14 protein-coding genes are annotated in these 18,257 nt (G+C 62.0%); 9 read left to right on the top strand and 5 right to left on the bottom strand.

The genetic code is table 11. The features are described 5' to 3' along the window. Positions 1-5 precede the first annotated feature (5 nt). The 5 genes from GBB14_RS01315 (at position 6) to galE (ending at position 5,126) form a co-directional block, all read left to right on the top strand. On the top strand, positions 6-1,517 hold the full coding sequence (locus GBB14_RS01315) for a methyltransferase (protein ID WP_151528621.1): 1,512 nt from the start codon (positions 6-8) through the stop codon (positions 1,515-1,517). Between the two features lie 37 nt (positions 1,518-1,554). Beyond that, complete coding sequence (dtd, locus tag GBB14_RS01320; protein ID WP_151528620.1) at positions 1,555-1,995, top strand: D-aminoacyl-tRNA deacylase; 441 nt, start codon at positions 1,555-1,557, stop codon at positions 1,993-1,995. 142 nt (positions 1,996-2,137) lie between these two features. Next, a complete protein-coding gene (locus GBB14_RS01325; protein ID WP_151528619.1) occupies positions 2,138-3,130 on the top strand; it encodes a sigma-70 family RNA polymerase sigma factor in 993 nt (330 codons plus the stop codon). 170 nt (positions 3,131-3,300) lie between these two features. Then, on the top strand, positions 3,301-3,981 hold the full coding sequence (locus GBB14_RS01330) for a metal-dependent transcriptional regulator (RefSeq protein WP_151528618.1): 681 nt from the start codon (positions 3,301-3,303) through the stop codon (positions 3,979-3,981). Between the two features lie 161 nt (positions 3,982-4,142). Then, complete coding sequence (gene galE, locus GBB14_RS01335; RefSeq protein WP_151528617.1) at positions 4,143-5,126, top strand: UDP-glucose 4-epimerase GalE; 984 nt, start codon at positions 4,143-4,145, stop codon at positions 5,124-5,126. Positions 5,127-5,267: 141 nt separating this feature from the next. Here galE and GBB14_RS01340 read toward each other — a convergent pair whose 3' ends face one another. Continuing rightward, a complete protein-coding gene (locus GBB14_RS01340) occupies positions 5,268-6,350 on the bottom strand; it encodes a DUF4192 family protein (RefSeq protein ID WP_151528616.1) in 1,083 nt (360 codons plus the stop codon). A 363-nt stretch (positions 6,351-6,713) separates the two neighbouring features. On the opposite strand from GBB14_RS01340, the gene GBB14_RS01345 reads away from it, so the two are divergent. After that, the gene (locus tag GBB14_RS01345) at positions 6,714-7,901 is read left to right on the top strand and encodes a PAC2 family protein (RefSeq protein ID WP_151528615.1); all 1,188 of its coding nucleotides are present in this window, start codon (positions 6,714-6,716) and stop codon (positions 7,899-7,901) included. Positions 7,902-7,990: 89 nt separating this feature from the next. Further along, a complete protein-coding gene (locus GBB14_RS01350; RefSeq protein WP_151528614.1) occupies positions 7,991-10,534 on the top strand; it encodes an RNA helicase in 2,544 nt (847 codons plus the stop codon). Positions 10,535-10,670: 136 nt separating this feature from the next. On the opposite strand, the gene GBB14_RS01355 is transcribed toward GBB14_RS01350, so the two are convergent. Then, on the bottom strand, positions 10,671-11,195 hold the full coding sequence (locus tag GBB14_RS01355) for a carboxymuconolactone decarboxylase family protein (RefSeq protein ID WP_151528613.1): 525 nt from the start codon (positions 11,193-11,195) through the stop codon (positions 10,671-10,673). 3 nt (positions 11,196-11,198) lie between these two features. After that, positions 11,199-11,795, bottom strand: coding sequence for a peroxiredoxin (locus GBB14_RS01360; RefSeq protein ID WP_018020408.1), 597 nt, complete (start codon positions 11,793-11,795; stop codon positions 11,199-11,201). A 374-nt stretch (positions 11,796-12,169) separates the two neighbouring features. On the opposite strand from GBB14_RS01360, the gene GBB14_RS01365 reads away from it, so the two are divergent. Together GBB14_RS01365 and hrpA are read left to right on the top strand one after the other, a co-directional pair. Continuing rightward, the gene (locus tag GBB14_RS01365; RefSeq protein ID WP_151528612.1) at positions 12,170-13,141 is read left to right on the top strand and encodes a LysR substrate-binding domain-containing protein; all 972 of its coding nucleotides are present in this window, start codon (positions 12,170-12,172) and stop codon (positions 13,139-13,141) included. 63 nt (positions 13,142-13,204) lie between these two features. Then, the gene (hrpA, locus tag GBB14_RS01370) at positions 13,205-17,179 is read left to right on the top strand and encodes an ATP-dependent RNA helicase HrpA (RefSeq protein WP_151528611.1); all 3,975 of its coding nucleotides are present in this window, start codon (positions 13,205-13,207) and stop codon (positions 17,177-17,179) included. A 40-nt stretch (positions 17,180-17,219) separates the two neighbouring features. Here hrpA and nrdR read toward each other — a convergent pair whose 3' ends face one another. Together nrdR and GBB14_RS10555 are read right to left on the bottom strand one after the other, a co-directional pair. Beyond that, on the bottom strand, positions 17,220-17,684 hold the full coding sequence (gene nrdR, locus GBB14_RS01375) for a transcriptional regulator NrdR (RefSeq protein WP_151528610.1): 465 nt from the start codon (positions 17,682-17,684) through the stop codon (positions 17,220-17,222). A 178-nt stretch (positions 17,685-17,862) separates the two neighbouring features. Further along, complete coding sequence (locus GBB14_RS10555) at positions 17,863-18,000, bottom strand: hypothetical protein (protein WP_192796083.1); 138 nt, start codon at positions 17,998-18,000, stop codon at positions 17,863-17,865. Positions 18,001-18,257 lie beyond the last annotated feature (257 nt).

Genomic DNA, 18,257 nt, shown 5'->3' on the forward strand with positions numbered 1-18,257 from the left:
TTTTCGTGACTATCTCTCTCGCCGCGCGCGTGGGTGCCGATCTGGGCGATGTATGCGCCCGCATCGGCTATAGCCACGCCGGTATTGCCAGTTCTCTCGGCCCCGCCGCCTTCGCCGCCCTTGGCCGCGGCGAACCTGCCGCGGTGCGCTGCGTCTTAGCCTCCACGGCGCTGCACGACGCCATCCGGCTCTTTATTCTGCACGATCCCCTTCCCCGCGGGCGCTGCGAGACTCTGCTTGGCGGGGCGCTTATCGACGCCCTCCTCGAGCTGTCCTGGGCCAAGGAGGACACCGGCGGCCTGCGGGTAGTCATTGATGTCCGCCCCATCGATCGCGGCACACGTGGTGGTCTGGTGTTCTCCGATATGGATGCCTCCATGGTGGAGCACATCCCCGGCAAGGAGCATGTGCTCGGAGTGGGCGCCGCCTCCCTGTCCTTGGCGGAGGCCGTGCCGCGCTCCCCGGTGTCCAGCCTGCTCGATCTGGGTTGCGGCTCGGGGGTGCAGTTGATGCTGCAGGCCGACTACGCCGAGGCACTCACCGGCAGCGATATCTCGGAACGGGCGCTGCGCTTTGCCCATGCCACTCTGGCGGCATCGGGAGTGGATGCGGAGCTGCTCCAGGGGCCGTGGTTCGAGCCGGTGCAGCAGCGTCGCTTCGAGCGCATCGTGGCCAATCCGCCCTTCGTGGTGGGGCCCGCGACCATCGACCACGTCTACCGAGATTCTGGTGCCGATCTCGACGGCGCCACCGAACTCGTGGTGCGCCAGGCCTGCGAGCATCTCGAGGAAGACGGCAGCGCCCACCTCGTGGGGGCGTGGGTGTTGAACGCAGACAGCTGGGCGCAGCGCGTGAGCTCGTGGGTTCCGCCTACCGGCTATGCCGTGTGGGTGCTCGAGCGCGATCGCGTGGACGCCCCACGCTATGTCTCCACCTGGTTGAAGGATGAATCCATCGATCCGCGCAGCGAGGAGGGACAGCGACGCACCGAGCAGTGGCTCTCCCACTTCGATACCCACGGCGTCACGGGAGTGGGCTTCGGCTTCATTCATATCCAACGGCTCGCGGAGGACACCCCGAGCGAGGTGATGTGTGAGGATTTCTCGGCAGCCTCCACTACTGGTTTGGGTGAGGAAGTCGAGGAGTATTTCCTCCGCACCTCCTGGCTGCGCGAGCAAGACGCCACCTCCATGCTGTCGAGCCGCTATCAGCTGCGTCCTGGGGTCTGCATTGACCGCATCAGTCGCGCCGACACCGAATCCGGTATCGGGATGCAGGCAGAGAGCATCCATATCGCCCGCACCGAGGGCCCCCGCTTTAGTCACGAAATCGACGAGGCCGTTGCCTCCCTTGTGGCCGGACTGCACCCGCAGGGGCTTCCCCTCGCGGAGATCGTGGAGCTCTACGCGGTCACCGAAGAGATCGATCCCGCGGAGATCGTGCAGCAGGTCATCGCCATGATGGTGGATCTCATCCGCCACGGCCTGGTGCTTCCCGCCGAGCTGCTCGCCGATTAACACCGCCCCCACCTATGTCTGAAGGAGTTGTAGTGCCGTGAAAGCAGTATTGACCCGCGTCACCGAGGCCACCGTCACCGTCGAGGGCCGCACCGTCGGGGCTATCGACTGCCCCGACACCGGCGGGCTTTTGGCCCTCGTGGGAGTCGCTCGCGAGGACACCGAGGCCGATGTGGAGCTCATGGCCCGCAAGATCGCTGAACTGAGGATTCTCGACGGCGAGCGCAGCGTGGAGTCCTGCTCCGCCCCCGTGTTGCTCGTGAGCCAATTCACCCTCATGGGGCGGACGAAAAAGGGGCGACGCCCCTCGTGGTCCGATGCGGCGGGCGGCGCCGAGGCCGAACCGCGTATCGCGGCGATTGCCGCTCTCCTCCAGCAGCGGGGCATCCCAGTAGAAACCGGACAATTCGGTGCCTATATGAAAGTGTCCTCCGTTAATGACGGCCCGTTTACGGTGTTGGTGGACACCACATCATAGGCAACTAACCACAAATAGGGGAGCGTCGTGAACGCATCACCCCAGCTCGCGGCCCAAGGGCAGCAGTTTTGCTAGCGGTGGAACTAAATCGGTCGTCGTGGCGTTAAACAGAATGACATTCTCGATGGAGCAGGAGGCGCCAATGAGCTCTGCAGCTGAAGCCGCACGAGCGACCGATAACGAAGCCGGTGATACCCGAGGACGACGCAATCAGACGAACGACAATCCTGCCGCCGATCTCGTCCGCGTATATCTCAATGGTATTGGCAAAACTGCGCTGCTCACCGCCGAAGACGAAGTAGAACTGGCCAAGGCGATCGAGGTTGGTCTTTATGCCGATTATTTGTTGAAAAACAGCACGGATCTCACCCGCGCCAAAAAACGCGATCTGAAGATCTTGGCCAAGGAAGGGCGCAAGTCACGCGCCCACCTGCTCGAGGCGAATCTCCGCCTCGTGGTCTCTTTGGCCAAGCGCTACACCGGTCGCGGTATGCCGCTTCTGGATCTGATTCAGGAGGGCAACCTCGGATTGATCCGTGCCATGGAAAAGTTCGACTACGCCAAAGGCTTTAAATTCTCCACCTATGCCACCTGGTGGATTCGCCAAGCCATTACTCGTGGCATGGCGGATCAGTCCCGCACCATCCGGCTGCCCGTGCACTTGGTGGAGCAGGTAAACAAGCTCTCTCGCATCAAGCGCGAGCTCTACCAACACCTCGGCCGCGAGGCCACCAATGAGGAACTGGCCGAAGAGTCCGGCATTGATGAGGCCAAAATCGAGCTGTTGCTGCGCCAGTCGCGCGACCCGGTGAGCCTCGACATGCCGGTGGGCGCCGATGAAGAAGCCCCTTTGGGAGACTTCATTGAAGACTATGACGCGACCGATGCCGAGACCGCCGTGGTGGCCTCCTTGCGGCACTCCGATATTCGCGCGGTGCTCGGCACTCTCGAGCAGCGCGAGCAGGATGTGATCAAGCTGCGCTATGGCTTGGACGATGGCGTGCCTCGCACCCTCGATCAGATCGGCCGCCGCTTCGGGCTCTCCCGAGAGCGCGTCCGCCAGATCGAGCGGGAAGTCATGTCGAAGCTGCGTGACGGCGACCGCGCCGACAAGCTACGCGCCTACGCGCTCTAGACAGGCGGAGACGCACGCTGGGCCGCACTCGGCCCCAGCGCGCGTCTCTGCACCGGATAGGTGCACGCAGTAAGCTAGATTAAATTACAGGGACTAACAATTGTGATGTCTCCTTATTGCCGCAGACCGTATGGCTATAAGGGGAGCGAACAGAGAAGGGCTAAAGCTTCGTGAAGGATCTTGTCGATACCACCGAGATGTATTTGCGGACGATCTACGAACTCGAAGAAGAGGGCATTATTCCCCTTCGAGCACGTATCGCCGAGCGTTTGGAGCAGTCCGGCCCCACCGTGAGTCAGACAGTAGCCCGCATGGAGCGCGACGGGCTGGTGGTGGTCGCCAATGACCGCAGCCTCCATTTGACCTCCGATGGCCGCCAGCGGGCGATCGCGGTGATGCGCAAGCACCGCCTCGCTGAGTGCCTTCTTATTGACGTCATTGGCTACGACATCGAGAAGGTTCACGATGAGGCCTGCCGCTGGGAGCATGTGATGAGCGACGAGGTCGAGCGCCGCCTGCTCGATGTGCTGCCCAATGTGGACCGCTCCCCCTTCGGCAACCCGATCCCAGGTCTTGATCGCCTAGGCCGCCGCGATCACGTCGAACCGGATCACGGCACCCGCATCGTGGACTTGGCAGAAAACACCGACCACAAGGTGCGGATCGTGCAGGTCAATGAGATCCTCCAGGTCAATGATGACGAGATGAAGCGTCTCATCGCCGCAGGAATTTGCACCGGAAGCACGGTCACGGTCTATCACGACCGCAATGGCGTCGCCTTCAAGACCGAGGATAAAGAGGTACGCCTCTCCCCTGCCTTGAGTCACGCCGTGCGTGTCGAAAAGGCCTAGTCCCTCTTGTAGTTTTATTCCTTAGCTCTCCGCCCCTCGCCGGTGCCACCGTGGTGCCCGCGAGGGGCGGAGAGCTATGTGTACGGTCGCGCTGCGTAGTGTGAGCAGCGCCCTATCGGCAGACGTCCGACGTGTAACTGAGAATGAGTAGGCTGGAGTCTATGAACATTCTGGTCACTGGAGGCGCCGGCTACGTAGGTAGCGTGTGCGCTCAGGTTTTCATTGAACAAGGACATTCCGTCACCGTCATCGACAACTTCTCCACCGGAAACCGCGAGGCTGTGCCCGCCGAGGCCACCCTCGTGGAAGGCGATGTTCGCGATGTCGCCGCCATTGTGCTCCGCGAGCACAACATCGACGCCGTGGCCCACTTCGCGGCCCGCTCGCTCGTGGGCGAATCTGTGGAGAAGCCCGAGGAGTACTGGCAGCACAACCTCGTCACCACCCTCGCGCTTCTCGACGCCATGCGCGAGAACGGGGTCAACAATCTGGTGTTCTCCTCGACCGCCGCCACCTATGGCGAGCCGAAGACAGTGCCCATCACCGAGGACATGCCCACCGCACCCACCAACCCCTACGGCGCGACCAAGCTGTCCATCGACTACGCGATCACCAGCTACTGCCACGCCTATGGCCTGGGGGCAACCAGCCTGCGCTACTTCAATGTGGCGGGAGCCTATGGCACGATCGGCGAAAACCGCGAGGTGGAAACCCACCTCATCCCGCTGGTACTGCAGGTGGCGCTGGGTCACCGCGACAAGATCATGATCTTCGGCGATGACTGGCCCACCGAGGATGGCACCTGCGTGCGCGACTATATTCACATCCGCGACCTCGCGGACGCCCACCTTTTGGCACTGGAGTCCAATACGTCTGGCGAGCACCGCATCTTCAACTTGGGCTCGGGTGAGGGCTACTCGGTGGCCCAGGTGATCGATGCCTGCCGCGAGGTAACTGGCCATCCGATCCCCGCCGAAGTCGCGCCCCGGCGCGCCGGCGATCCCGCCACTCTCATCGCCTCCTCGGCCAAGGCGATGGAGCAGCTCGGCTGGCGCCCCACCCGCACCGATCTGCGCACCATCGTCCAAGATGCGTGGTCGTTTACCTCGCAGCTGGGAGATCGGGCCTATAGCGCGCGGCGATAACGAGCGTGTCTGCGACCTAGCACTCCCATAGCGCAGAGCGATAGCAAGAGGCGGCAGCCCAGTGTGGTTGCCGCCTCTCGCGCTGTCAGGACCCGACTCGGCCGCCCCGGTTCGAGCCAGCGGGGGCTCTCTCCGCTAGGGCTAGCTGCAACGGGCGCGGTGAATGCCGACGCTGGAGCACAGCTGCTCAGCGGCCTCGGTGCAGGCGCTCACCGAGTCTGTGATGAGCCCATGCATATAGGCGTTGAAGAGCAGTTGGGCTAGGGTGTGTCCCTGCTCTTCTTCTTGTGCACAGCCCAATGCTGCGGGCACCACTGTCATCCACTGCCGGGCCGCTGCTTCGAGGGCGAGCAGGCTGAGTGCATTGGCCCGAATCGTGCCGGAAAAGACGTGCGCGGCTGCCTGGAGGGCGCGGTAGAGCACCATGGAGGAAGTGTTGCCGACCGCGACGATGGCCATATCCCGCAGGGCGCGATCGGCGAGACAGGATCCCAGCAACTCGAGGAAGGCGAGATCCTCTTTGATCTCCTCCACTGTGGTCTCAGCGGGCAGCTGATCGAGCGCGGCGAAGAAGTCTTCCACGAGCGCATAGGGGGCGGTGTCTTTCTCCGCACTGTCGTAGAGATCCATCACTTTGTTCTCCAGTGCCCAGGACCAGAGGCGGGACTGTTCCTCGGAGATGGTCTCGGTATCTCGCCGGAATTGCTCGAGGAAGCTCTCGCGATCCAGCTCGGGGAGCTCTTCACCGCGGGCGATGAGTTCCCGCATCGATGAGGTGCGCTCCAGCGGTGGGATCACATCATCGCGCAGGTGGCGCTTCCAGGAGGAGATCGCTGCGACGGAATCGGAGACGAACTCCAGCCGCACCTGCTCGCCCGCGGCGATCTCATAGGTGGACCACACTGCCCCGAGTGGGATCTGAGCGTCGCGGCAGTACTCGTCCACGCGCTGCGCGATCACCTGGCTGGAGCCTTTGCGGACGATGAAACCGAGCAAGAAATCACTATCGAGGGCGTCGAGGGTCTCAGAGATAGCGTCGATACGCTCGAGATCGCTGAGGCTTAAGCGCGCAATGGGACCGGAAGTGACCGTGGCTGTCGTCTGCCCGGGCTGCGGGGCGCTGATGTGGAAGCCGGCCAGCACTAAGGAGTCGTGCGGGAAGAAGCCGAGGGTGGCGGGGATGGAGGCGAGAAAGGAACCGGGGGCGAAATGCTGTGTGCTCATGGCAGGTATCGTTGCCGAGGATCGCGGTCAGCACGGGCCAGTGTCCGTTTTTCGGCGCCGAGTTGTGGATGGCGCAGAGTTATCCACAGCCTCCCACTGAACGACAGCCCTGCCAGTGGGGAGAGATGCGCTATGGTTATCCGGCTATGCGGTATGCGAAAATAGCGCCACATGAGCACACACTGCGATGGCCCGCACTGGGAATAGCAGGGGCGTGTGTGGCGTTGTTGCTCACATCAGGCCAGCATCCGCACGGTGCTGGACGCCTATGCGAGAGAGACAAAGACACTAAGCTAATAACACAGACGTAACTAGCGCGCCGGCAGGTGTGTCCCGCCCGCTCTATGACCTTAAGGAGGCACGATGGCACGAGACGATTTCTCGATGTACGAACTGGAGTACCCTTCTCCAGAGCTGTCTTCCTCCGCCGAGCGAGACAGCGAGGGCAATAACACTCCGGGGCTGACGATGTTGATTGCTTTGGAGGGCTACGCCGATGCCGGCCGCGCCGTGGAGATGGTATCGCGGCATTTGCTCTCCGCCTTGGACCACCGCCTCATTGCCTCGTTTAATAACGATGAGCTCATTGACTATCGCTCCCGCCGCCCGCCGGTGGCAATCGATCAGCAGCACGTGGTCGAGATCGACGATCTCAAGCTCACGCTCAATGTGGTGCGCGATACTACCGGCCGGTCCTTCCTGCTGCTCTCCGGCCCCGAGCCGGATTTGCGCTGGCAGGCGTTTAGCAAGGCCGTCGCCGATCTGGCGGAGCGCTATGACGTGGAACAAACCATTGCGCTCTACGCGGCGCCTATGTCGGTGCCGCATACCCGCCCGCTGATCGTCTCGGCGCACGGCAATGATCCGCAGCTGGTTCAGCCGCTCTACACCATGGATTCACAGATCATCGTGCCCGGCGCGGCGGCGCTGCATATCGAGCGGCTGCTCAATAAGCGGGGCCGCAATGTTGCCGGCTATACCGCGCATGTGCCGCACTATGTCTCCGCCTCGGAGTACCCAGAGGCCGCGTTGAGCCTCTTGCACGCCATTGGTGATGTCGGCGAGCTGGTGCTGCCGCTGAAGTCCTTGCAGGCCGATGCCGAGCGGGTCAAGCGTGATTTGGCGGAGCAGACTTTTAACTCCCAGGAGATTCAGCAGGTGGTCTCCTCCCTGGAGGAGCAGTACGACGAGCAGCTGGCGCGCTTCCGCGAGGCGAATCCCCAAGCGCTGATCCCCCGCAACGTGGAGATCCCCTCCTCCGAGGAGCTGGGGGCGGAATTTGAGGAGTTTCTTGCCTCCGTTGCTAGCGAGAGCTCAGCTGCCACCGATAGCGAGGACAGTGCGCAGGACGCCGCCGAGGATGGCCAGCCCCGCACCCGCTGGCAGGCCATGCTGGAGCGTCTCGGTGGCGAGGAGCACAGCATGTATCACGCCGAGTCCCCGCAGGATCAGCCCCAGCAGGAGGAGCATAAGGCTGGCGAGGAGGACTCCGCTGCGGGAGAGGCCCGCGAGGATGCCGACGGCGGCGAGGGCGATAGCGAGCCCCACTAAGTGGGCGCACCTCTCGCTGCGGCTGCTTCTCGCGCGGCTGCGAGGGGCCTGCGGCGCCGCGGCAGCGGGGCTAGGTAGTCTGAGTAAGTGTGAAGACGACGCTAACTCAGTTCCTGCCGGATCTCGCCGAAGTACCCGAGTCGCTGCTTGATGAATCAGTATTCGATTCCTATCTGCGCTGGGTAGACGATAGCGGGATGAGCCTCTACCCCGCCCAGGAGGAAGCGTCGCTGGGGATTCTCGCTGGCGATAATGTTATTCTCGCCACTCCCACGGGCTCGGGTAAGTCCATGGTGGCGATTGCCGCGGCCTTCATCGCGATGGCGCGCGGCCAGCGTTCCTACTACACCGCGCCCATCAAGGCGCTGGTGAGCGAGAAGTTTTTCGCCCTCTGCGATATTTTCGGCCCCGAGCAGGTGGGGATGATGACTGGCGATGCCACCGTCAATGGCTCGGCCCCCATCATCTGCGCGACCGCGGAGATTGTGGCCAATATTGCCCTCCGCGATGGCAAGGATGCCGCCATCGACCAGGTGATCATGGACGAGTTCCACTACTACTCCGATCCCCAACGCGGCTGGGCGTGGCAGGTGCCGCTGCTCGAGCTGCCCAAAGCGCAGTTCCTGTTGATGTCCGCCACCTTAGGCGATACCACGCACCTAGAAAAGGACCTCAGCGAGCGCACTGGCCGAGATACCACCTTGGTCGCGGGTGCGACTCGACCCGTTCCGCTGGAGTTTTCCTATGTCTATACCCCGGTGCACGAGACCATCGAGAAACTGATTTCTCAGGACAAAGCCCCCATCTATGTGGTGCACTTCACCCAACGCGAGGCCACCGAGCGCGCCCAGGCGCTAACCTCGCTGAAGGTTATTAACGATGAGGAAAAGAAGAAGATCGCCGAGGAGATCGGCTCCTTCCGCTTCTCCACCCGTTTTGGCACCACTTTGTCCTCGCTGCTGCGCAAGGGCATCGGCATTCACCATGCCGGCATGCTACCGAAGTATCGTCGCCTCGTCGAACGTCTCTCCCAGACTGGGCTATTGAAGGTCATTTGCGGCACCGACACCCTGGGGGTGGGTATCAACGTGCCCATTCGCACCGTGTTGATGACGGGGCTGGTGAAATTCGATGGCCAGCGCCAACGCCTCGTGAAATCGCGAGAGTTCCACCAGATCGCCGGGCGCGCAGGCCGGGCCGGCTTCGACACGGTGGGCACCGTGGTTATTGAAGCGCCGGAGCATGAGATCGAAAACTATAAGCTGCGCAAGCGCGCCGGCCAGGATGAGGCGAAGCTGAAGAAGCTCCGCAAAAAGGCCGCCCCGAAGGGCGAGGTGACGTGGACGGACACCACCTATGAGCGGCTTATCGACGCCGAGCCGGAGAACATGCAATCCCAATTTAGGGTGTCGCACTCCATGCTGCTCAACCTGCTCGCCCGCGAGGGTGATGGGCTGCACCACATCACGGAGTTGATCCGGCGCACCCATGACCCGCGCGCTAAACAGAACACCGAGCTACTTACCTCTATCGACTTGATTAAGGGCTTGGTGGCGACAGGTATCGTCGATAAGCATGCGGGGAGTGGCCCGCATGAAGAGCGCTATCAGCTCACCGCCGAGCTGCAGCGTGACTTTGCGCTCAACCAGCCCCTGGCGCCCTTTGCCATCGCTGCACTGGAGGTACTGGACCCGGAATCGGAGACCTTCGCACTCGATGTGATCTCGGTATTTGAGGCGATTCTGGAAAATCCCCGACAGCTGCTGGTCGGCCAGGAACGCGCCGCGCGCGGGGCGGAGATTCAGGCGCTCAAAGCGGAGGGCTACGACTATCACGATCGCATGGCGATGATCGAGGAGATCACCTATCCGCAGCCGCTGAAGGAGCTGCTGGAGCAGACCTACAATACCTATGCCGAAACCCAGCCTTGGGTAAAAGAGTTTGAGTTAAAGCCGAAGTCTGTGGTGCGGGAAATGATCGAAAAGGCCATGACTTTCTCCGATCTCGTCTCCACCTATCAGCTGGCCCGCTCGGAAGGGGTGGTGTTGCGCTATCTCACCGATGCGTGGCGCACCCTCGAGCACTCGGTGCCGCCGGAATACCGCAACGAGCACGTGGACGACATCATTGTGTGGCTGGGCGAGCTGGTGCGCCAGGTCGATTCCTCGCTCTTGGATGAGTGGGCCCACATGGCCGATCCCGACCAGCCCATCGATCAGGACACCGTGGATCAGCAGGTGGCCTTCGGGGTGGAGGATCCGAGCGCGCTCAGCGCCAATCGCCGCGCCTTCACCATCATGGTGCGCAACTACTTCTTCCGCCTCACCCAGCTCTTCGCCTATGAGGAGGAGGACGCCCTCGCGCAGATGGTGGACTATCTCGACGATGCCCCGGACTTCCCCGCTGCCATGGACGCCTATTTCGACGAATACGCGGACATGGATGTGGGACCAGAGGCGCGCGGCCCCGAATACTTCCACCTCACCCAGAATGGGCGCAGCTGGTCGGTGCGGCAAATATTCAAAGACCCCGAGGGCGATAACTCCTTTGCACTCCAGGGCGTGGTGGATCTCGATGCCTCGGATGCAGCCGGCGAGGTGCAGCTCAGCGCCCTGCAGCTGGATTATCACTAGGCAGCACCCACCTGAGACATCACCGCGCTGCCTATGACCAGGATCGGTACTGGGCAGCGCGGTGTCGTGTGTAGACACACAAAAGACGACGCTCCATCAGCGTTGATGGGCGTCGTCTTCTCGCGAGAATCGGCTCTTAGCGAGCAGCCTCAATCTCTACAGCTTGGGCAACAGCCTGGACGGTGGCGGCGACCTTCACGGCCTCCCACACCTGCTCCTTGGTGAGCCCCTCTTCGCGCACGGTCTTATCGTGGGCGACCGAGCAGTGTTCACAGCCGTTGATGGTGGACACGGCGAGGGAGTACAGCTCGAAGTCGGCCTTATCGATGCCCGGCTTGGCGATGATGTTCATACGCAGACCGAACTTCACCTTGGCGTAGTCATCGCCCAGCCAGCCCTTGGCGCGGTAGGCAACGTTGTTCATCGCCATGATGGTGGCGGAACCCAAGGCAGCGTCGAAAGCCTCCTCGGAGAGGTGCTCCTTGGCCTCGTCAGCGATCTCGGAGAACACGGTCTCGTTGCGGGTCGCGGCGGCGGAGGCCACGAGGGCGCCCCAAAGCTGCTGCTCGTTGAGCTCAGAGGTGCGGGTCAAAGAACCCAGGTTAAGCTTGACGTCCTTGGCGTAATCGGGCAGGGACGAACGCAGGTTATCAATCGACATCTATTACTTCAGACCTTCCTGGAGCACGTCCATCTTGTTGATGTTCTTGGTGGGGTCATTAGCTTCCCAGTTGCAGGCGCAGACCTCTTCGGACTGGAGAGCGTCGAGGGCGCGCAGCACCTCGTCGACGTTACGGCCCACAGCGTCCGGGGTCACGGACACGAACTGGATCACACCATCGGGATCGATGATGAAGGTGGCGCGGTCAGCAACACCGTCGGCGTTCTCCACACCGAGGGTGCGGATAAGCTCGTGCTTGATGTCGGAGAACATCGGGAAAGGAACGCCCTTGAGCTCCGGGTGGGTGGCACGCCAGTTGAAGTGAGCGAACTCGTTATCGGTGGAGCCGCCGAGCACCTGGGTGTCGCGATCCAAGAACTCCTCGTTCAGCTTGCCGAAGGCAGCGATCTCGGTCGGGCACACGAAGGTGAAGTCCTTGGGGTAGAAGAACACAACCTTCCACTGACCCTCGTACTTGTCGAGGGAGACAGTCTCGAAATAATCCTCGGGAGAGGTGGCGTTGGCCTCGTGCAGGTCGCCGCCCTTAAGAGCAGTGAGCTCGAACTCAGGGAACTTCTCTCCAACGGTCATGATAGCCATGTGTTTTCCTCCAAATATCGCTGATGCGATGTAGCAATGTACAAGCGGTGCAGACAGCCGTGATGGTGACTGCAGTGCAGACAACAACTGTCCGCGGGCTTTAGTTGCAACTCCGATGGCCGCGGCTGACAACTCTTCACCTTAACGTGAGGCATATCACCTCTGTCTGGCTCTGGTAGCCGCTGCATCGTGGCGAACGCGCCGCTCTCTAGGCTTTTTCACCTTCCCATTGCTGGGAAAAAGCAGCTCGCTCTCACGGGATGCAGTGGGCTTATAAGCCCCTGCCTCGCCATCTGCGTTGCTGCCATAAGTATGCCACATATTCCGCTGGCGTCAAGAAGTAAAACTTTTCGTCTTGTTATAGAGTAATAGGCATGAACAATAAAGACTACCGCCCGACCCTTGCGCAGCTGCGCACCTTCGTCACCATCGCGGAAAAGCGGCACTTCGGCATCGCCGCCGCCAAGCTCAACATCTCTCAGCCTTCGCTCTCCCAAGCGCTCGCCGCCCTCGAATCTGGGCTCGGAGTACAGCTGATCGAACGCTCCACCCGTAAGGTCATCGTCACCCCGATCGGCGCGAAACTGCTTCCCTTCGCCAAAGCCACCTTGGAGCAGGCCAATTCCTTCCTCTCCCAGGCACGCGGCGCCGATGGGCCACTCCACGGCCCCTTAACAATTGGCATAATTCCCACCGCCGCGCCCTATCTCTTGCCTGAGCTGCTCACCTTGCTCTATCGGGACTATCCCGAACTGGAGCCGCGTATCGTCGAAGATCAAACCCACTATCTCGAGGCCATGCTCCGCGATGGCCAGATCGACTGCGCTCTGCTGGCCACCCCCGTAAGCCGCAGCGGCCTCGAAAGCTATTCCCTCTACGATGAGGACTTCGTTATCGCCGTCAACGACAACGATGCACTGGCCGGCCGCACTGACGTCACGCTGTCCTCCTTGAAGCAGCTACAGCTACTTTTGCTTGACGACGGCCACTGCTTGCGCGATCAGATCATTGATCTCTGTCGCGCGGCCAAGACCGACCCAGAAGATCAATCCTCCACCTTCACCCGTGCCACCAGCCTCACCACGGTCCTGCAGTGCGTGGGCGCCGGCTTCGGCTCGACCCTCATCCCCGCCTCCGCTCTGAAAGCCGAGGGCGGCCGGCAGGGCGTGGCCATCGCCCGCTTCGCCCCCTCGGTGACAGCCCAACGCACCATGCGCTTGGTCTATCGTTCCTCTTCCTTCCGCAGCGAGGACTTCGCCGCGCTCGGCAAGGAGATCACCCGCGCCTACCAGGCCACGATCAGCGCCACCGCCGAGGATCGCAGCGAGGACTCCCCCAGCGCCTAAGACGATCACAGGGTGCGGGCTACTCGCCCCCGGATGCTGCTAGTGGCTAGAATCTAAGTTCTTATGCCTCGCTCTGAACACGGATCCCCTGCAGCATCGTCCTCCGCGCCGAGTAAGAAGGACCTGCTCGCGCGGCTTGAGAACGTATCGCTTGCCGCCGAGCGCTCTTTCCGGCGGCAACTGCGCAAGGCCCGCTCGCCGCGAGCGTTGAACGCGATTGCCGCCGATATCGACTCTGCCGAGCTCTCTGTGCTCGCCATCGATGAGCGAGTACCGGCGCTCAGCTATCCCGAGAGCCTGCCCGTCTCTGCTCGGCGCGAGGACATCAAAGAGGCCATCCGTGATCACCAGGTGGTGATCATCGCGGGTGAAACTGGCTCGGGTAAAACCACCCAGATCCCGAAGATGTGCCTCGAGCTCGGCCGTGGCCGGCGTGGGCTCATCGGCCACACCCAGCCGCGGCGTTTGGCCGCCCGCACCGTGGCTGAGCGCATTGCCTCCGAGCTCGATCAGCAGATCGGCGACTCGGTAGGCTATGCCATTCGTTTCGATGATCGCGTCTCATCGACCACCGCGGTTAAGCTCATGACCGACGGCATCCTGCTGGCCGAGATGCAGCGCGATCGTTATCTCAACGCCTATGACACGATCATCATCGATGAGGCCCATGAGCGCTCGCTGAATATCGACTTTCTTCTCGGCTATCTCAAACGTCTGCTCCCGAAGCGCCCCGATTTGAAGGTGATCATCACCTCCGCCACGATCGACCCCGAGCGTTTTGCCACGCACTTTGGCAGCGAATCCACCCCAGCGCCCATCATCGAGGTCTCGGGGCGCACCTATCCGGTGGAGATTCGCTACCGTCCCTTGGAGATCACCCAGGGCGAGAAAACCATTGATATTGATCCCCTCGATGGGCTGCTCGAGGCGATTGAGGAATTAATGAAGGAGGGACCGGGCGATATCCTGTGTTTCTTTCCCTCCGAGCGCGATATTCGCGACGCCATGGAGGCCATCGAGGCCAAGCGCTATCGCGGCGTAGAGGTCACTCCCCTCTTCGGCCGGCTATCGAATGCCGAGCAGCATCGCGTCTTCTCCCCGCATGCGGGACGGCGCATCGTTCTTGCCACCAACATCGCCGAGACCTCCCTCACCGTGCCCGGTATTCACTATGTAATCGATACCGGCACGGCCCGTATTTCTCGCTATTCCACCCGCACCAAGGTGCAGCGACTGCCCATCGAGGAGATCTCACAGGCGAGCGCCCGCCAGCGTTCTGGCCGCTGTGGCCGTGTGGCTGAGGGTATTGCGATTCGTCTCTACTCGGAGCAGAATTTCCTCTCCCGCCCCGAGTTCACTGACCCTGAGATATTGCGTACCAACCTCGCCAGCGTCATCTTGCAGATGGCGTCGTTAAGGCTGGGCGCGATCACGGAGTTTCCCTTCGTGCAAGCACCGGAGTACAAGGCGATTCGCGATGGTTTGATGCTGCTGCACGAGCTCGGGGCGCTCGAGCAGGGGGAAAAGGACGGCAACCCGATCCTCACCCCGATCGGCCGGCAACTGGCGCGGATCCCCTTGGATCCTCGTTTGGCGCGCATGCTCATTGCGGGCAATGAGCGCGGTGTCGCCCGCGATGTCATGGTGCTCACGGCCGCGCTGACTATTCAGGATGTGCGGGAACGTCCCCTCGAAAAGCAGGCCCAAGCCGATCAGGCCCACGCCCGCTTCAAGGACACGAGCAGCGATTTTCTCAGCCTGCTCAACCTGTGGGACTACATCCAAGCCTCGCGGGCGGAGCTCTCGGGCAATAAATTCCGCAAGAAAATGCAGAGCGAGTATCTGCACTATATGCGTATCCGCGAGTGGTGGGATCTGGTGCGCCAGCTGGAGCAGGTGGCCCGCCAGCTGGGCTGGAAGCGCCACGACGCCCCCACCGAGCCCCAGGCCACGGCCGAGGAAGTGATCGCCCGAAATCAAGACACAGAACATCGCGATGTCACGGGTATTCACATGAGCATGCTCGCCGGTTTGCTCTCGCATATCGGTGTGCGCGAGGAAAAAACCAAGGAGTATCTGGGTACCCGCACTACCCGCTTTAGGATTTTCCCCGGCTCGCATGTGGCGAAAAAGCAGCCGGCCTATGTGATGGCCGCTGAGCTGGTGGAGACCTCCCGCCTCTGGGGCCGCACCGTGGCCGAGATTGATCCGCGCTGGGTGGAAAAGTTAGCCAAGGATCTGCTGCGCCACCAGTACTCCGAACCGCATTGGTCCTCGAAGCGGGCCGCCGCGATGGTCTATCAGCGCTCCACGCTGTGGGGCGTGCCCGTGGTGATTGACCGGCTGACGGCCTATCACACGGTCGATCGGGCCGCGGCGCGGGATATGTTTATCCGCCACGCCCTCATCGAGGGCGATTGGAACACCCACCACGAGTTCTTCCACTCGAATGCAGCCAAGCTCGACGAGGCCTCCCACCTCGAGGCCAAGGCCCGCCGCCGCGACATCGTGGTGGACGAGGACACGCTGTTCCGCTTCTATGATGAACGCCTGCCCGAGGATGTGACCACAGGCCCGAGCTTTGATGGTTGGTGGAAGCGCAAGCGGCGCGCCGCCGCCGACTATTTGGACTTCGATCCGGCGAAGCTGGTGAACCCTGACGCCGAGGATGTGGCCGAGGAGGCCTTCCCTGATAAATGGCAGCAGGGCTCGCTGGTATTCGACCTCAGCTATGAGTTCGAGCCGGGCTCCGAGTTCGACGGCGTGACCGTGCGCATCCCCATCCCCGTACTCGCCGGCGTAGAGGCGGCCGAGTTCGCCTGGCTGGTACCTGGCCTGCGCTCCGAGCTGATCACCGAGCTTTTGCGCAGCTTGCCGAAGCATCTCCGCCGCAGTGTCGTCCCGGCGCCCACCTTCGCCGAACGGGTGCTGCCGAGCCTCGTGCCCTATACCTCTACCGTGACTCAGCAGCTGGCCGAAGGGTTGAACAAGCTCGGCGCCACCGGCATTAATCCCGGCGATTTCTCCTTCGAGAAGCTGGATCCGCATCTGCGCATGACCTTCGCCGCCATTGATAAGCGGGGGAAGGTGGTGGATCACGATAAGGATCTGGAGGCGTTGAAGAAGCGTCAGGCCGGCCGGATTCAGTCCTCGGTGCGCAAGCGCGCCCTCTCCCGCGCTGCCGCCCCCGTGCACAGCTGGGATAAAGATTCGATCGGTGAAATCGCGGAAACCCACGACACCCGGGTGGATGGGCAGAGCTTTACCACCTATCCGGCGCTGGTGATTAAAGATGGCGGCCTAGTGGTGGAGGCTATGCCCACCAAGGAGGCCGCCGATGCGGCGATGCTCACCGCGCAATTGACGCTGCTGATGCGTTCCATATCCGTGAATCAGCGCCAGATGCTCAATGGCTTGCCGCTCAAGCAGCGCGTCGCGGTGGAGAATTACCCGCACGCCAAGGCTGCGGGCTTGATTGAGGATGCGCGGGTGACCGCCATTCGTGATCTCATGCTCGCCCACGGCGGACCGGTACGCACCCCCGAGGAGTTCGAGACCCTCAGCACCGCTGTGAGTCCGGAGGTACCTGGCAGAGTGCGTTCTATCATCGTGGCACTCGCCCCGGGCCTAGTGGACTATTCCTATCTGGCGAGCGAGCTCGAGCAGTGGACGGGCGACGCCATTGCGGATATGAAAAAACAGCTCGATTTTCTGCTGCCGCAGGGAGCGGTGGCCAAGCATGGTATCGAGCATCTCCGCCATCTCCCCCGCTATCTGGCGGCAATGCGGATCCGGCTCGATGATATGGAGCGCGACCCCGACCGTGATTTCGACTTGCTCGATGAGGTCGAGGCCGTGGAGGAGGCCTTAGAGAAAAGGCTTAGTTCTCTACCGGATAATCGCGCCCGTACCCGCGACGTCAAAGATATTCGGTGGATGATCCAAGAGTTTCGGGTCTCGCTTTTTGCCCAGCGCCTCGGCACCTCTGGCCCGGTCTCGGCAAAGCGCATCGAGAGAGCGATCTCCCGCCTGCGCTAATGGTGCGTCGAGCGGGCTGTCGCCTGGTGTTGGCCGCGTCCTAGAAGGAGTCTGATTTCTTCGCGACGCGGCGCATCTTGCGGATTTCTGCTTCGAAGTCATCGGCGCTGCTAAAGGAGCGGTAGACGGAGGCGAAGCGCAGATAGGCGACCTCATCGAGCTCGCGCAGGGGCTCGAGAATCGCTAGGCCAATGTCATTGGCATTGACCTGGGAGCTGCCGTGGCTGCGCACAGTTTCCTCCACCTCTTGGGCCAGCCGCTTGAGTGCATCGTCGGAGACATCGCGGCCCTGGCAGGCCCGACGCACACCGGTAATCACCTTCTCGCGGCTAAAGGGCTCGGAGACGCCATTGCGTTTGAGCACCAACAACATGGCCTTTTCGATGGTGGTGAAACGACCACCGCATTCAGAGCATTCGCGGCGACGGCGGATGGCCGATCCGGCATCAATGACTCGCGAGTCGATCACCCGCGAGTTCTGATTCTGGCAAAAGGGACAGTGCATGGTGGCGAATCCTCAATCTCCAATCCGATCAGTTGCCGGCACACACCGCCGACACAGCGGTTCTGAGACCATCACCTCACACCGCTTATCTGATACGCCAGTCTAGCGAAGCGCGACCCCGCGCCGAGCCCAGCCACCGAGCTAGCTAGCCGCCACCGCTGGGGTGACGCATTCTGCGCTACTGCACACTCGCCGTGTGGGTGATGAGGTTCGGCGGGGTCTGCGGAAGCTGGCCATCTTGCGCACTCATCGCGGCATGGAATCCACCGGCCACGAGCACGCCCACACAGGTGGACACGAGCGCCTGCTTCAGCACGCTACGCCACGGGCCTTCGTGGGCCTTTAACGCTGCGCCCGCAGATCGTCCATTCGAACGACCACACGCATCCCAGGAGAGCCTAGAGACCGAAGCATTATGACCGCCGTGCGCATCACCACCCACCCCGCGGGATCGCCGTGGTGTTCTATCTGAAGGACACAGCGTTCGAACACCGCAGGCGGAGCGGGAGAGCTCCCGACGCTGTGCACCACTCCAGGTTGCAGCCGGAGACACCACACGGGGAGAAGAGTAAG

The sequence above is a fragment of the Corynebacterium sp. 51B genome, from assembly GCF_008930785.1.
Taxonomy (GTDB): domain Bacteria; phylum Actinomycetota; class Actinomycetes; order Mycobacteriales; family Mycobacteriaceae; genus Corynebacterium; species Corynebacterium megadyptis.

Coding starts and splice junctions, on each gene's coding strand:
- GBB14_RS01325 (WP_151528619.1), top strand. CDS start 2,138: ATGAGCTCTGCAGCTGAAGCCGCACGAGCGACCGATAACGAAGCCGGT.
- galE (WP_151528617.1), top strand. CDS start 4,143: ATGAACATTCTGGTCACTGGAGGCGCCGGCTACGTAGGTAGCGTGTGC.
- GBB14_RS01340 (WP_151528616.1), bottom strand. CDS start 6,350: ATGAGCACACAGCATTTCGCCCCCGGTTCCTTTCTCGCCTCCATCCCC.
- GBB14_RS01345 (WP_151528615.1), top strand. CDS start 6,714: ATGGCACGAGACGATTTCTCGATGTACGAACTGGAGTACCCTTCTCCA.
- GBB14_RS01355 (WP_151528613.1), bottom strand. CDS start 11,195: ATGTCGATTGATAACCTGCGTTCGTCCCTGCCCGATTACGCCAAGGAC.
- GBB14_RS01360 (WP_018020408.1), bottom strand. CDS start 11,795: ATGGCTATCATGACCGTTGGAGAGAAGTTCCCTGAGTTCGAGCTCACT.
- GBB14_RS01365 (WP_151528612.1), top strand. CDS start 12,170: ATGAACAATAAAGACTACCGCCCGACCCTTGCGCAGCTGCGCACCTTC.
- hrpA (WP_151528611.1), top strand. CDS start 13,205: ATGCCTCGCTCTGAACACGGATCCCCTGCAGCATCGTCCTCCGCGCCG.
- nrdR (WP_151528610.1), bottom strand. CDS start 17,684: ATGCACTGTCCCTTTTGCCAGAATCAGAACTCGCGGGTGATCGACTCG.